At 52.4% G+C, this 16,106-nt stretch carries 12 protein-coding genes and 1 tRNA gene; 3 read left to right on the top strand and 10 right to left on the bottom strand.

The features are described 5' to 3' along the window. Positions 1-31: 31 nt before the first annotated feature. The 9 genes from BMY09_RS15635 to BMY09_RS15675 form a co-directional block, all read right to left on the bottom strand. Positions 32-1,387 (bottom strand): TolC family outer membrane protein, encoded by a 1,356-nt coding sequence (locus BMY09_RS15635; RefSeq protein ID WP_091360179.1) that lies wholly within the window; start codon positions 1,385-1,387, stop codon positions 32-34. A gap of 487 nt (positions 1,388-1,874) precedes the next feature. After that, entirely contained in the window at positions 1,875-4,616 is a 2,742-nt protein-coding gene (rnr, locus tag BMY09_RS15640; RefSeq protein WP_091360181.1) for a ribonuclease R, read from the bottom strand. Between the two features lie 177 nt (positions 4,617-4,793). After that, complete coding sequence (gene secF / locus BMY09_RS15645; protein ID WP_091360182.1) at positions 4,794-5,717, bottom strand: protein translocase subunit SecF; 924 nt, start codon at positions 5,715-5,717, stop codon at positions 4,794-4,796. Positions 5,718-5,731: 14 nt separating this feature from the next. Continuing rightward, the gene (secD, locus tag BMY09_RS15650) at positions 5,732-7,582 is read right to left on the bottom strand and encodes a protein translocase subunit SecD (RefSeq protein ID WP_091360184.1); all 1,851 of its coding nucleotides are present in this window, start codon (positions 7,580-7,582) and stop codon (positions 5,732-5,734) included. 185 nt (positions 7,583-7,767) lie between these two features. Next, positions 7,768-8,103 carry a preprotein translocase subunit YajC gene (gene yajC / locus BMY09_RS15655; protein WP_091360186.1) on the bottom strand — a complete coding sequence of 112 codons (336 nt, stop codon included), beginning with the start codon at positions 8,101-8,103 and terminating at the stop codon, positions 7,768-7,770. 41 nt (positions 8,104-8,144) lie between these two features. Then, positions 8,145-9,269 carry a tRNA guanosine(34) transglycosylase Tgt gene (gene tgt / locus BMY09_RS15660; protein ID WP_091360188.1) on the bottom strand — a complete coding sequence of 375 codons (1,125 nt, stop codon included), beginning with the start codon at positions 9,267-9,269 and terminating at the stop codon, positions 8,145-8,147. Between the two features lie 130 nt (positions 9,270-9,399). Further along, the gene (queA, locus tag BMY09_RS15665) at positions 9,400-10,449 is read right to left on the bottom strand and encodes a tRNA preQ1(34) S-adenosylmethionine ribosyltransferase-isomerase QueA (protein ID WP_091360190.1); all 1,050 of its coding nucleotides are present in this window, start codon (positions 10,447-10,449) and stop codon (positions 9,400-9,402) included. 313 nt (positions 10,450-10,762) lie between these two features. After that, the gene (locus BMY09_RS15670; protein ID WP_091360191.1) at positions 10,763-11,497 is read right to left on the bottom strand and encodes a hypothetical protein; all 735 of its coding nucleotides are present in this window, start codon (positions 11,495-11,497) and stop codon (positions 10,763-10,765) included. Between the two features lie 98 nt (positions 11,498-11,595). Then, positions 11,596-12,684, bottom strand: a complete 1,089-nt coding sequence (locus BMY09_RS15675; RefSeq protein WP_091360193.1) for an ethylbenzene dehydrogenase-related protein — start codon at positions 12,682-12,684, stop codon at positions 11,596-11,598. 327 nt (positions 12,685-13,011) lie between these two features. On the opposite strand from BMY09_RS15675, the gene trhO reads away from it, so the two are divergent. Further along, positions 13,012-13,992, top strand: coding sequence for an oxygen-dependent tRNA uridine(34) hydroxylase TrhO (gene trhO, locus BMY09_RS15680; RefSeq protein ID WP_091360195.1), 981 nt, complete (start codon positions 13,012-13,014; stop codon positions 13,990-13,992). A gap of 64 nt (positions 13,993-14,056) precedes the next feature. Here the strand turns inward: trhO and BMY09_RS15685 are convergent, their stop codons facing one another. Continuing rightward, positions 14,057-14,935 (bottom strand): LysR family transcriptional regulator, encoded by an 879-nt coding sequence (locus BMY09_RS15685; protein WP_091360197.1) that lies wholly within the window; start codon positions 14,933-14,935, stop codon positions 14,057-14,059. Positions 14,936-15,080: 145 nt separating this feature from the next. Here BMY09_RS15685 and BMY09_RS15690 point away from each other — a divergent pair, with 145 nt between their 5' ends. Beyond that, positions 15,081-15,854 carry a ferredoxin--NADP reductase gene (locus tag BMY09_RS15690; RefSeq protein WP_091360198.1) on the top strand — a complete coding sequence of 258 codons (774 nt, stop codon included), beginning with the start codon at positions 15,081-15,083 and terminating at the stop codon, positions 15,852-15,854. A gap of 122 nt (positions 15,855-15,976) precedes the next feature. Further along, a tRNA-Leu gene (locus tag BMY09_RS15695) sits at positions 15,977-16,063 on the top strand. Positions 16,064-16,106: the final 43 nt, after the last annotated feature.

A 16,106-nucleotide genomic window follows, 5' to 3' on the forward strand; every position in this document is an offset into this window, starting at 1 on the left:
AAATAAACAATGCGCCAGAGCAACATGCAGACTAAGACTGATCGTTTGTAAGCCAGTTATTGATTGCTGACAGGTCTTCTTCCTGAAGAGCACCAACCGCAAACTTCAGCCGCAAAACGTTCAATACATAATCGTATCGTGCTTTGATCAACGCCTGCCTGGCATCGGAAAGATCCTGCTCAACATCCAGAACCTCCACCAGACTATTCTGACCACTACGGTGGCCTGCTGACTTAGATTTCAAACGGAGTTCCTGCGCCTGAAGAGATTTCTCAAGAGCGTCGATTTGTACAATGGCTTCATTGATACGGCGATAAGCATCATGAGCGGAACGTTCAACAGAGCGCTGCTTATCATTCCGATCCTCAAGCACACTATTACGCTTCTCAATTGCCTGACGAACTTTCGCAGAGGTTTTTCCGCCAGAATAAAGAGGGACATTCAACTGAACGGTCACCTCAGTTGTATCGATATCACTGGTACCACCAAAGGGAGACCCCTCCTTGGCTTCATTACCATGGGTCAGGAGCAGATCAAGAGTGGGATAGTGGCCACCGCGCAACGCCTTGATCTCTTTATCAGCCTCGTTTAGAGAGAGGTTAAGCACTTGTAATTCGGGGTTGTTCTTTGCAGCAAGCCTGACCCACTCCTCTGGATCAGATGGTACGGGCATCTCAAGTTTGACATCACTTCGCAATCGGGACAGATTGCCCGGCATAGAGCCCAGAGATTCTCGCAGTGCATACCGACTATCCATTAAGCGACTTTGCAGTTCGGTCTCTTTACTCAACGCATTAAGATAACGTGCAGAAGCATCCTGCAGATCAACGGTTCTTACCAGCCCCGTTTTATGTTTCTTTTCGGACACTTCAACATGTTTAAGCATCGCTTTCTTTTCAGCTGCAATCGCCTCTAGCTGATCGCTTCGTTCGAGAACCAGAAAGTAGCTTTCTGACAATCTTAACAACAATTGCTGCCTGGCCTGCTTATATTCGATCTCAGCGCGGTTGGCACTGATTTTTGACTGGTCATAACGCTGCCATCGGGAGTAGTCAAATATTGATTGGGTGAGTGTCAGGCCATAGCTATCAGTGGGATAATCAGCAGAGTTACCATAAAAGACAGCGTTATCTGACTCGTTTATGGTTTGGCTGGTCTCTTTATGCTCATACTGGAAGGAGATGGTAGGAAGAAGGTCTGCTCGACTCAGATTGACAATTTCCTGATCAGATCGGAATTTATGGTATGCAGACAGGTATTTAGAATCGTTCTTTTCAGCTACTTTCCAAATATCAATCAAATCTTCAGCCTGTGCCTGAACTGAGCTGAGCAATACAGAACATAAACCCGCGCTGGCAATGGCACGGATTATTTTTTTGTTTTCCATGGTTCCCCCTCGACCTCATCCTGAGGAATCTCTGCCTGGCAACCATACAGGAGAGTCAGCATCCTTTGCTATTCATTGTTATTAGTTTATAAAACCGCATAGAACATTTTTTTCCTCCACGGAGTATGGCTACATTTCACGCAACATTCAAACAAAAAAAAAGTCAACAGATCTGAACATTTTCACCAGAAAATCAGCCACTTTAACTCAAATAATTGAAACAAAAAACATTTAAAACAATATGTTAACTACCTACCATATAACTACTCATAATGAGCAATACTAGTTTTCAAACAGCCGAATAATACAGAGACATTAGTGTCCTCAATGACAAACAGTAAGCTACTGATCAATTTCTATACAAGACTGCCGTTTTCCCGACAGCACTTAATACGAATAAACAAAAAGGCAGATATCATCGGGACTGATATCTGCCTTAGTTAAGACGTACTAAAATTCCTACTGAAACCGCAATTACAATGAAACCTTAGCGTGATGTTTTACCGCGCAGTTTTTTAAGCTTACGCTTTTTAGCCCGGTTGCTCAGGCCTTTGGAGGGTTTCCTCGACAGCCGGATCACTTCCAGTTCAGATTCGCTTAACCGTGCGCCGCCAGAATTCCCCGGCTTCGCCTCTAACTTTTGCCGCGAGCTTCTATCCGCTTTCGGCTCAGGTGAGCGTTTACGGGCGGGCTTAGCAGAGGCTTTGCGATCGGCAGAACCTCCCCAGGGCGTTTCGCTCTCAGCGTCCTTACGCGGTGATGACCGCTTCGGTCTGGCTGAACCAGTCCTTTCCGGCTCAGAGCGGCCCGACCCCGGCTTGTCTGAGCGACGCCCCCCTGAAGGTTTGCGCCCCTGGCGGCTTTCCAGCTCAGCCATGGCTATCTTACCGGTGCGCAGCAACTCACGCTTACTCAGCCGTTTCGGTTTCGCCTCTGCTTCGCTCCCAGGCTCCGCAGACCCCACAGCCTGCTTATCGGCAGCATCCAGTTTTTTCACCAGATCAAAATCGATCTTGCGATCATCCAGATCCACTCTGGCCACCTGAACCTGCACCCGGTCACCCAGACGGAAAGACTTCCCACTACGTTCACCATACAGACGCTGCAGTGCGGCATCGTAGTGATAATAATCCCCCGGCAACGCCGAGATATGGATCAGGCCTTCAACATAGACCTCTTCCAGCTCGACAAATACCCCGAAACCCGTGACCGCTGAGATAACACCGCTGAACTCTTCGCCAACACAGTCCTGCATATATTCACACTTCAGCCAGGCCATCACATCCCGGGTGGCATCATCGGCACGCCGTTCGGTCATAGAACAGTGTTCACCCAGCTCGACCATCTGCTCCATGGTATAGCGATGTATAAAACGCTTATCAGGCCGGAAGTTGGCTGGCCGGGTAATATGCTGGCTATCACTATCGGAGTGGATCAGGCCGCGAATTGCCCGATGCACCAGCAGATCAGGATAACGGCGGATCGGTGAAGTAAAGTGCGTATAGGCGGGATAGTTAAGGCCAAAATGCCCCTTATGTTCAGGACTGTATACCGCCTGCGACATAGAGCGCAGCATCATCACCTGAATAACATGCTTATCAATCCGCCCTTCGAGCGATTCAGACAGCGCCTGATAGTCTGGCGGGGTTGGCTCATCGCCGCCGCCCAGGCTCAGCCCCAGCGGTCCAAGATAGGTGCGCAGTGCCTGCAACTTAGACTCTTTCGGCCCATCATGCACCCGGAACAGCGCCGGCTGTTTCAGTTTCTGCAACATCTGCGCGGAAGCAACGTTGGCACAGAGCATACACTCTTCAATAATCTTATGGGCATCGTTGCGCACCACCGGAACGATCTTCTCGATCTTGCGGTCTTCGCTGAACAGAATCCGCGTTTCCGTGGTTTCAAAATCGATCGCGCCCCGCTCCTCCCGGGCCGTGCGCAGGGCACAATAGAGTTCATGCAGATCTTCAATATGGGGCAACACCTCAGCATACTGCTGACGCATCGCCGCACCGAAATCAGAATCGGGCTCCTCCAGCATCGCTCCCACCTTGGTGTAGGTCAGTCGTGCTTTGGAGCGGATCACCGCCTCGTAAAAAGTATATTCGCTAAGATTACCACTGGCGCTGATGGTCATTTCACACACCATCGCCAGCCGGTTAACATCGGGGTTCAGCGAGCACAGCCCGTTGGACAGCATCTCCGGCAGCATCGGCACCACAAACTCGGGGAAATACACCGAATTGCCCCGCTTATGCGCCTCAATATCCAGCTGACTATCGGGATGCACATAGGAGGACACATCGGCAATAGCCACCCATAGCCGCCAGCCTCCGGCGCGTTTCGGCTCGCAGTAGACCGCATCGTCGAAATCTTTAGCGTCCTCACCATCGATGGTTACCAGCGGCAGATCGCGCAGGTCAACACGATTCTCAACCGCAGAATCGGGTACTTCCGGGCCAAACTCACTGACCTCCTGACGAATCGCATCGGTCCACTCATTGGGGATATCATAGTTATGGATGGCAACCTTGATCTCCATACCCGGTGCCATATGATCTCCCAGCACCTCGGTGACCCGCGCAGTGGCTTTGGCACGCTTCGAAGGCGGGGTGATCAGTTCAACCACCACCAGTTGCCCCTGCTTATACTCCAGGCCGCTATCTGGGTCGGGCAGAATCTGAATATCATTGGTAATCCGCTGGTTTTCCGGGGTCATATAACCGAACCCACCATGACCATGAAAACGCCCTACCAGCTTGCGGGTTTTGCGCTCCAGGACTTCGACAATCGCCCCCTCTACCCGTCCTTTACGGTCTTCACCGGTGGCCCGCACCAGCACCCGGTCACCATCGAACACCTGGCGCATCTCCCGCGCCGAGAGAAAGATATCATCGCCGCCTTCATCAGGAACCAGAAAGCCAAAACCATCCCGATGCCCCGTAATCCTCCCGGCCACCAGATCAAGCTTACTCAGCAGCACATACTGAGCTTTGCGGTTGCGCATCAGTTGTCCGTCACGCTCCATCGCCCTCAGACGACGGCGTAACGCTTCGGCACTGTCCTCATCACCGATCTCCAGCAACACCTCCAGCTGGGGACGGGTGAGAGGCTCTCCCTGCTCTGCCAGCAACTGCATTATCAGCTCGCGACTGGCTATCGGGCGATCATATTTTTCCGCTTCGCGGTCGGCATAAGGGTCTTCAGAAAAATTCTTTGAATCAGACATTAATGATCTTCTGTTATATCCGTTTTGAATAACTATACTCCAACCATTACTGAATCTGGAGCGTTTTCCTGTTCCTGCAGTTTAGTCAACCAGTTGCAAACCGGTAGCCCGGAGGTGGCCGGAGCGGTTAACAAAAAACCGGCTGATAGCCGGTTTTTTTAACACTAAAAATGCGGTTTATGGCATTTCGTCGATCTCATCACCATCCGGCTTCTCTGGCGGGATCAGATCCTCTTTACAGATGCCCAGCATGATCAGGATGTTCGCCGCCACATAGATAGAGGAGTAGGTACCGATAAAGACACCCACCAGCAGCGCAACCGCAAAGCCAAAGATCATCTCACCACCAAACACCGCCAGCGCCACCAGCACCAGCAGAGTGGTCAGGGAGGTGACCAGCGTACGACCCAGGGTCTGACTCAGTGAGACGTTCATAATCTCAATCGGCTCGCTCTTACGCATCCGACGAAAGTTCTCACGGATACGGTCAGACACGACAATAGTATCGTTCAGCGAGTAACCGATTACCGCCAGAATAGCGGCCAGCACCGTCAGGTCGAAGTCCAGTTGCAGCACGGAGAAGAAGCCCAGCACAATCAGCACGTCGTGGGCCAGCGCGGTTACCGCGCCGATAGAGAACTTCAGCTGGAAGCGGAAGGCGACGTAGACCATCACCATAAACAGCGCCAGCAACATACCCAGGCCGCCCTGTTCACGCAGCTCCTCACCCACCTGAGCGCCCACATACTCGTTACGGCGCAGGGTCAGTTCCTGAGTCTCACCGCTCTGCAGCGTCTGAAGAACCATATCTCCCAGTTTCGGATCGTGAGCAACGCCCATACGGATCAGAATATCGACCGGAGAGCCAAAGGTTTGCACAATGGCATCTTCATAGCCGGCATTCTTCAGCTTATCGCGGATGCCGTTGAGGTCTGGCTCCTGCTGATATCCCACTTCGATCAGTGAGCCACCGGTAAAATCAAGACCAAACTTAAGTCCGTTGACCGCCAGTGAGCCAACCGAGATCAGCAACAGGGTGATCGAAAATGCAGCAGCGATTTTTCGCAGCCCCATAAAGTTATAAATTTTTTCAGTCGTCATCTTACTCTACTCCGTCAGATCGACAGTTTCTTCAGCGTACGACCGCCGTAGGTCAGATTAACCAGCATCCGGGTAACCATGATCGCGGTGAACATGGAGGTCAGGATACCGACCGACAGGGTAATCGCGAACCCTTTCACCGGGCCGGAGCCCATCGCGAACAGAATCACCGCCGCCAGCAGAGTGGTAATGTTGGCGTCAAATATGGTGGAGAATGCGCGGTCAAAACCGGCGTTGATCGCCGACTGTGGAGGCATACCATTTTTCAGTTCCTCCCGTATTCGCGAGAAAATCAGCACGTTAGCATCCACCGCCATCCCCACGGTCAGTACGATACCCGCGATGCCCGGCAGCGTCAGGGTAGCCGATAGAATCGACATCACTGCCAGCAGCATCACCAGGTTAAGTGTCAGGGCAATATTGGCCAGCAGACCAAACACCCGGTAGTACGCCAGCATAAACAGCAGCACCAGGGCAAAACCGATCTGCACCGACATCATCCCCAGCTCAATGTTCTGCTCACCCAGGCTTGGACCGACAGTACGTTCCTCGACAAAGTAGATGGGTGCCGCCAGCGCACCAGCCCGTAGCAACAACGCCAGCTCAGACGATTCTGTAGCGCTGTCCAGTCCGGTGATGCGGAATTGGTTGCCAAGAACACTCTGAATGGTTGCCAGTGAGATAATCTTCTTCTCGACATAGGGGATCCGCTTGGTCACCTGCTCACCATCGACGGTTTCAGAGAGGGTACGGCTCTTATGTTCAACAAACAGCACCGCCATACGCCGTTTGATCGCGTTACGGGTGGTACGGTTCATCAGCTGGCCACCCTTGGCGTCCAGAGTGATATTCACCTGCGGCTGACCATTTTCATCGAAGGATGACTGGGCGTTAGACACGCTGGAACCGGTGATAATGACATCTTTTTCCAGGGTCGCCTCACGGTTCTCATTACGGAACTCGTAGGTTTCGGTGGTCACCCGGGGCGCATCGGTTTTCGCTTCCAGACGGAACTCAAGGTTCGCAGTCTTACCGATAATCCGTTTCGCCGCAGCGGCATCCTGAATACCCGGCAACTGAACCACGATACGGTTACGTCCCTGACGCTGCACCAGCGGCTCAGCAACACCCAACTCATTCACCCGGTTACGCAGGGTGGTCAGGTTCTGCTTGATGGCATAGTCTTCGATCTCACGGACTTTGCTCTCCACCAGAGTAATAGAGAGGTAGAAAGCGTCATCCCTGTCCTCGGTGTTGATGAGAAATTCGGAATAATCTTTACGCAGCAGAGTCGCCGCCCGATCGCGCACATCGGCCGCCGAGAACTTCAGTTCCAGACTGCCATCTTCACGATGCTCTACCGAGCGATAACGCAGTTTCTCGGTACGCAGCTTGGTTTTAATCTCACTGACATAGACATCCAGACGCTGTGCCACTGCGGACACCATATCCACTTCCAGCAGGAAGTGCACACCACCGCGCAGGTCGAGACCCAGTTTCATCGGGCCTGCCCCAATCGATCTGAGCCACTCCGGCGTGGTTGGCGCCAGGTTGAGGGCCACAATATACTTATCACCCAGCGTACGGCTGATAACCTCTTTTGCCTCAAGCTGAGTGCGGCTGTCTTTGAAACGAATCAGACCACCCTGTTCTGTCAGCTCTTCACCTTTAACGCTGATATTGGCCTGCTGCAAGACCTCTGTCATCTGATCCAGCAACGGTTGATTGACTACATTTGATTCCCGGGTACCGGAAAGCTGAACAGCATAATCGTCAGGAAAAAGGTTGGGCGCGGCATAGAGACCACAAACCAGCAGTACCAGCACGATCAGCGCATTTTTCCACAGTGGATATTTATTGAGCATGGCGCTCTGTCCCTAACTAGCCCGGCTATCAGATCAAACGCTTATGCCTGCAAACGTTTGTTCTGACCGGGCACCAATGTTTAGATTTTAACGTTTTAACCAGCGCAGACGACAGCCTGCGCTATCGCGGCTCTAATCACATAAAAACAACGCCACGATAGTGGCGTTTGGTTATGGATTTGTTACTAGATCTGCTTAATGGTGCCTTTTGGCAGCGCAGCACTGACATGAGTTTTCTGGAAAGTCAGCTCAGTCGTGTCATTCACGCTCAATACCACGTAGTCTTCATTAAGACGTACAACCTTACCGATCAGACCACCGGCGGTGATCACTTCATCACCTTTACTCAGTCCGCTCAGCAGTGCTTTATGCTCTTTGGCACGCTTGGCCTGTGGACGCCACATAAACATGTAAAAAATGACACCGAAGCCAACCAGAAAGATCAGGTTGAACATACTTGGATCTAAACCACCCGGTGCGGCAGCTGCTTCAGCGTAAGCTGGAGAGATAAAAAAGCTCATCAAGGCTTCTCCTAATACTTAATAAAATCAATAAATTAAAATCAAATCTCACTATCAAGAGGCGGTGTTTCCATCCCCTTTAAATGGTAGAACTGGTCAACAAAGTCGTCCAATTTACCCTGTTCAATCGCCTGACGCAATCCAGCCATAAGCTCCTGATAATAGTGCAGGTTGTGGATAGTGTTCAGCTGCGAACCCACGATCTCCTTACACTTATCAAGATGGTGCAGATAAGCACGGCTGAAATTCTGACAGGTGTAGCAGCTGCATTGTTCATCCAGCGGCCGGGTATCAGTTTTATTGGCGGAGTTTCGCAGCTTCACCACCCCGTGACGGGTAAACAGGTGACCGTTACGGGCGTTGCGGGTCGGCATCACGCAGTCGAACATATCCACACCACGGCGCACACCCTCGACAATATCCTCGGGCTTACCCACCCCCATCAGGTAGCGGGGTTTATCCTCTGGCATCTTATACGCCAGATGATCCAGCACTTTCACCATCTCCTCTTTCGGTTCGCCCACCGACAAACCGCCAATGGCATAACCATCAAAGCCGATCTCATTCAGTCCCTCGATCGACTCATCCCGCAGGTGCGGATACATCCCCCCCTGCACGATACCAAACAGTGCCGACGGGCTATCACCATGAGCTTCTTTAGAACGTTTCGCCCAGCGCAGAGAGAGCCGCATCGAATCCGCGGCTTCAACTTCAGTGGCCGGGTATGGGGTGCATTCATCGAAGATCATCACGATATCAGAGCCCAGGTCGCGCTGAACCTGCATCGATTCCTCAGGCCCCATAAACACTTTGGAGCCATTCACCGGCGACTGGAAATGCACCCCCGCTTCCGTAATCTTGCGCATTGCCCCCAGACTGAACACCTGAAAACCACCGGAATCGGTCAGAATCGGACCTTTCCAGTTCATAAAGTCATGCAGATCCCCGTGAGCTTTGACGACCTCGGTACCGGGGCGCAACATCAGATGAAAGGTGTTGCCCAGAATGATCTGCGCACCGATCGCCTCAATATCTTTCGGCAACATCCCCTTTACCGAGCCATAAGTCCCCACTGGCATAAACGCCGGCGTCTCGACATCCCCCCGGGGAAAGCTTAAGCGGCCACGCCGGGCTTTGCCATCGGTCGCCAGACGCTCAAACGTCATAAAACATTCTCTGGTCACAATCGGTCCTAAATAAGTTACCTGAACTCAGGTTTCGCCTGGGGAGTTTTGCGGTCTTCTCCCTATATAAGGCTGAATAATATAAATTAAAGGCTCATCACTGTTTTTCGGTTCAGTCCGCACCATTTTGGCGGGTCTTTTTCGACAAAAACATCGCATCGCCATAACTGAAGAAACGATAGCACTGCGCCACCGCCTCTTTATATGCCGCCATCATCTGTTCATAACCGGCAAACGCCGACACCAGCATCAGCAGGGTCGACTCCGGCAGATGGAAGTTGGTGATCAGCAGATCCACGGTGCGAAACCGATATCCGGGAAAGATAAAGATATCGGTATCGCCAAAAAACGGCTGAATCTCTCCCGCCTGACTGGCCGTTTCCAGACAGCGTACCGAGGTCGTACCCACTGCCAGCACCCGGTTGCCCCGGGCTTTGGTCTCACGCACCGCCTGACACACTGCTTCCGGCACTTCGATATATTCAGCATGCATCTTGTGATCCTGAATATTCTCGACCTTGACCGGCCGGAAGGTGCCTGCGCCCACATGCAGGGTCACGAAGGCTTTATTAACGCCCTTTTCTTCCAGACTGGCTAACAGTGCATCATCGAAATGCAGCCCCGCCGTTGGTGCGGCCACCGCCCCAGGTTTCTCGTTATACACTGTCTGATAGCGTTCCCGGTCAGAAAGTTCATCTTCCCGTTTCATATAGGGGGGCAGCGGCATGTGTCCGAACTGTTCTAACGCTTCAATCAGATGCCCCTCTGCCAGATCAAACTCAAGTTCAAACAGATCATCATGACGGGCAACCATGGTGGCTTTCAGGCCGCCCTCCAGAGTCAGCTCGGCCCCCGGCTTGGGCGACCGGCTGGAGCGGATGTGAGCCAGAGCTGAACGCTCATCCAGCACCCGCTCAATCAGCACTTCGATCTTGCCGCCGGAGGCTTTCTCACCAAACATCCGTGCGGGAATCACCCGGGTGTTGTTAAACACCACCAGATCGCCGGGTTCCAGCAGATCCAGAACCTCAAAAAACTGCCGGTGCTGAAACTCACCGCTATTGCCATCCACACAGAACAAACGGCTGTCGCTGCGCTTTTCCAGGGGGTAGCGGGCGATCAGCTCGTCGGGAAGATCAAAATGAAAATCTTTTACCTGCATAGATAAACGTTAACCTGAGACGCAATAAATTAGCTGAAACCGGCCACCTGTTCTCTGACCGGCCGATAAAAAGGGTGCGTATTCTACCCGATTTGCGGTCAAAATTCAGCTAAATTAGACGATGAAAAATGATCTCAGGCATCAGTCACCGGTAAAACAGAGGGGAAAAGGGCGTCAGCGGTGTCAGCGCGACCAAAGAGAGACGAAATAACGCGTGATAACCGGCACAGGCATTACCCGGGCTCAGTAGGCCTATGTCACTCTGACAGAGTGTTCAGCCAGGCAGATAGACAGCTTAAGGATGTGACTCAACTCATTGTTCCGCAGGCTCAAGCACTATCGCGGGCAACCGACACCAGAGATTCAACAGACAGAGTCCACTCATGGCACACACCGCAACAATTTCAACTGTGCCCGCCACCGATATAACATAGGCAAAACCGCTGTAGAATCTGGCCATCCACCAGGAGCCAATATCCAGCCACAAGGCGATCCAGCCTGCAGAGATCAATAGGCTTTTCATCCATGGGCGGAAACTGCTGTAGGCCATTATCATCGATACGATCACCAGAAACACAGCAATACCGAACAGATGTATATGTGCAGTTCTTGCCATCTGGGTCCAGCTGTACCCGCCTTCGGTATACTGCACAATATCCTCGTAGCTGCTGAAGGGCATAGAGGTGATCGCCTTGCTCATCTGCGAATTGCGACTATGGCACTTCTGGCAGTCCTCGCTGATGATATACATCACCTCATCTTTAAAGAAGCCATCATCCTGCGCGCCGTCGGCAATCCATTTCGCAATCACATCAATATCACCATCTTCGGTGACATATTGATACATCGGGCCTTTCATCGCCGCTATCAGGCGTGAATCACTGTAGTGTGACTGAACCCTGTCCATCTCCGGGATATTGAAGCCCCGATCATGGGATGAATAGAGTAGACCGATCAGGGTGGTCGCGCTGAGCGCCGCCAAAATAACAGTGATGAGAAAGCCGGAAAGTGCCAGTTTTGCCGAAACGTTAAGTACCGAGATACGCATAGCTTAACCTCTGATAAGTAGCACCACATAAGCGGAGTCTCTTCCCCCGCCGGAAGAAGAGACCATCTGTTGAGACGCCGGTCATAGCATCAATGCTGTTACTTAAAGATCAGATCATAGGCACCTTCATGGTAGAGGTGATCAATCTGTGAATTATCAAACACCGAAACCCCAAAACTGTAAGCTTTGCTCAGGTCACTGAACTGAACATCCTGAACCCCGGCATTCTCTCCGGTTGTCACCAGCGCCCGTTTGATTTCGATAGTCCACCGGCCATCCCGCCAATCCCCTTTTGCCCAGATATCCCCGCGGGACCCGGTAAAGGGTTCAGACATAATGCCTGGAATCCGGTCACCCTCTCTAAACGTATCAACGAACGGCGTTTTCTGCGAAGGTGTAATGGTATAGCCATCCACATTGCCCTGTGTCCGATTCATAAAAGCAGGTCCGGTCTTTTCGGCATTCACATTATCAACGTAGCCACCACCGGTTTTACTATCCCCATGACGGCCCCATTCACCATTCACTGCGGGGTCATTTACACTGTCGATGTACTGATCGTCAATCAGCCCCAGCGGATTCATACGCACACTTTTCCAGTGCCATATATCGATGGTCTCACCGTCGCGGGTATATTTCCGTCCCGGTGCTTTGCCGGTTTGATCAAAGCCATTAATTTTGCCGCTATCATCCTGCATATGACAGGCGACATCACAGCCTTTCTTGGCGAATCCCCGGGCATTGATGTTCCACAACAGCGCCAGCTTATCTTCATAAAAAACGTTGTCGTGCCCCGTCTGATCCTTCCCCTTCAGCTGTTTCCAACTGCCATCAGCCTGCTTTTCCCAGGGAAAGCGGGCCAGACTTTTAGTCGGATCATTATACTGAACCAGGAGGTAGATAAAATGTTCATCGTAGAGGGATTTCAGTCGCACATTAACGCTGCTCATACCACCATAGTTATCGGCTTTATAGGGCAGGTTATCAAGCTGAATACTCAACTCAGGGGCTTTATCCCATGCGCTTTCAGCCATGCCATCAAGGATAATGGTGGTATCAGTCTTTACACTGGTCAGTGTCTCGTTGGCGGCCTGCACGGCACTACTTAGCGCACAACTTAAAGCGGCGCCACTCAGTAGTACCAGTGACCCTATATAACCTGCTGGAGTTTGCATAAAGCTTCGCATAGCTTAATCCTCTCTCTGAGTTGATATAGCAGAGTCCCCCCTCTCCTTTTTTAAACCCTTACGCTACAGCTAAGCCTATAAACGCCGAAAGTGCGAACCCGGAAGCCAAATGAACCGGCTATACACTATGACCATATTGATCGGCTGTGCAGCTGCGCGACCACTCTGGCCACACAGCAAGCCCGCCGCGTTACCCGCTAACCCTTACAGTTTGTCCGTCTTCCTGCGTCGTTAATCCGGGTACAATGACGCCCCTGATGTAATACCCTACACCCCATAAACCCAAAGGCTCCGGATTTACGTTCCGATCGGCTGAGGAGAACAAAAATGTCACAGACCATCGTCTGCGCAATGTATAAGTTTGTCGCGCTGGAAGATTTTGCAACCCTGCGCGAACCGCTGCACCAAGTGATGCTGGATAACGGCGTCCGCGGCACCCTGCTACTGGCCAGTGAAGGCATTAACGGCACCGTTGCTGGCAGCCGCGAAGGCATTGATGCCCTGCTGGCCTGGCTGCAGAACGATCCCCGACTGGCCGATATCGTGTACAAAGAATCTCTGGACGACAGCAATCCGTTTCACCGCACCAAGGTGAAGCTGAAAAAAGAGATCGTCACCATGGGCGTTGAAGGGATCGACCCGAAACGGGTGGTCGGCACCTACGTTAAACCCCGCGACTGGAACACGCTGATCTCAGACCCGGAAGTGGTGCTGGTAGATACCCGCAACGATTACGAGGTTCAGGTGGGCACCTTTAAGGGGGCGATCAACCCCAACACTGAGACCTTTCGCGAGTTTCCTCAGTATGTAAAAGAGCATCTCGATCCACAGAAAAACCGCAAGGTGGCGATGTTCTGCACCGGCGGCATCCGCTGTGAAAAATCCACCGCCTACCTGAAAGAGCAGGGCTTCGATGAGGTCTATCATCTGGAGGGCGGCATCCTGAAATACCTCGAAGAGGTGCCCCAGGACAACTCCTTATGGGAAGGGGAATGCTTCGTGTTTGATAACCGGGTGACGGTAAATCATCAACTGGAAAAGGGCAGCTACGATCAGTGCCACGCCTGCCGCCTGCCCCTCACTGCCGAGCAGATGCAGAGCGATCAATACCAGGCCGGTATCAGCTGCCCCAACTGCTATGACAGCCTCAGCGATGAACAGCGTGAGCGTTTTATCGAACGACAGAAGCAGATGCAACTGGCACAGCAGCGGGGCGAGGCCCACCTGGGAGCCGATGCCAACGAGACCAGCAGCAAACGCCGGCAGCGTAAACTGCAGGAGCGTCTGGCGCAGCAGGAAAACAACTGATACCTGGCGATGTTATTGCAGTCCGGTCTGCGTGCTTATCTTCAAACACCGCCGGACTGTTTAATCATGCCTGATGACACAGCTCAATCCAGCGCTCGATCCCGGCACTACGGTACTTATGCTTATTGATCACCAGATACAGCTGACGACTGAAATCTCGTCCGGCGACCCACAAGGGCACCAGGGTTCCCAGCTCAAACGACTCTTGTAACGCGATGCGCGACAGACAACCGATCCCCAATCCCTGCGCCACCGCCTGTTTGATCCCCTCGGCGTGTTCCAGCTCCAGCAACACATTCAGATTGGGCAACAGTCCGTGCAACGCCCAGTCAAACGCCTGACGGGTACCCGACCCCTGTTCCCGCAGAATCCAGCGGGCTGACAGCAGATCGGTATCACTCAACTGCGGTTTCTGCGTCAACGGATGATCCGGGGCACAGAACACCTCAAGGCGGTCATTCAGCCAGGGGATCACCTCCAGGTCGGGGTGCTGCACCTCCCCTTCCACCAGGCCGATATCCAGATCAAAATTGACCAGCCGGGCAGCGATGGCCGAGGTATTGGCCACCTGAAGATCCAGTTTCGCTCTGGGTTGCTCGTCGAGATAACGGGCGATCAGCCCTACTGCCAGATAGTTACCGATGGTCATGGTGGCGCCGATCTTCAGCTGCCCTACCGCCTCATGCTGCGCCATATCCTGTTCCAGACTGCGGGCCCGTTCCAACAGCGCTTCTGCCCGGGGACGCAGCAACCGCCCCAGCTCATTGATCTTCAGCCGCTTACCCACCCGATCAAACAGCTGGATATCAAACTGCGCTTCCAGATCCCGCAATGCACCACTAGCCGCCGATTGCGACATCGACAGACTCTCCGCCGCGCGGGAGATATTGTCAAAATGGGCAACCGCCAGAAATACCTCCAGCTGTCGTAAGCTATACTTCATAACCTGTTTTTCCGATAACTGTTACCATAATAATCGTCTTTAACAATATAGCAGACCGATCTACTATGCACTCAGGAAATAGATAGCCCCTTTTTTATAACCTGAATCAACAGTGTTATCAGTTGCATAAGTATGAGGTAGTTCCATGTCAAATATCGGTCGTGAAGAGGTTCTCAGCGTACACCACTGGAACGATACCCTGTTCAGCTTTACCACCAGCCGGGATCCCGGATTTCGCTTCAAGAACGGTCACTTCACCCTGATCGGTCTGGAGCACGAAGGCCGCCCCCTGATGCGCGCCTACAGTATCGCCAGTGCTAACCATGAAGATCAGCTGGAATTTTTCAGCATAAAGGTACAGGATGGCCCTCTGACCTCGAAGCTGCAGCGCATTCAACCCGGCGACCAGATCCTGATCAGCCGCAAGCCCACCGGCACCCTGATCAATGATCACCTGTTGCCAGGCAAACACCTCTACCTGATCAGCACCGGTACCGGACTGGCTCCCTTTATGAGCATCATCAAAGACCCGGAAATTTATGAACAGTACGACAAAGTCATCCTCACCCACGGGGTGCGACAACTGTCGGAACTGGCCTATGCCGATGTGATTCAGGAGCACCTCCCCAGCAACGAGTACTTTGGCGATATGGTCAGCGACAAGCTGCTGTACTATCCCACCGTCACCCGCGAACCGTTCCGTAATCAGGGCCGGCTGACCGACCTGATCTCTACCGGCAAGCTGACACGCGATCTGGGCCTGCCCGACCTGAGCCTTGAGAATGACCGCTTTATGATCTGCGGCAGCCCGAGCATGCTGAAAGACACCACGAATATCCTCGACCAGATGGGCTTTATCGAAGCCCGCCACGGCGATCTGGGGCACTATGTGATTGAGCGGGCTTTTGTGGAACGTTGAAACAGGAACGTTGGAACAACCGTCTGATTGAATGCAGCGGTTGTGACGCAACGATTTCAAAGATATTTCACTAATCGCATTGACCGTTTGCAAACGAGCCGTATAATACGCTCCACGTTTGTGCCAGTGTGATGGAATTGGTAGACATAGGGGATTCAAAATCCCCCGCCCTTAAAAGCGTGCCGGTTCGAGTCCGGCCACTGGTACCATGATCGTAAGACATTAAGCCTCGTTACTCTTTAACCTAAAGAA

The organism is Amphritea atlantica (genome assembly GCF_900111095.1).
GTDB classification, from domain to species: Bacteria; Pseudomonadota; Gammaproteobacteria; order Pseudomonadales; family Balneatricaceae; genus Amphritea; species Amphritea atlantica.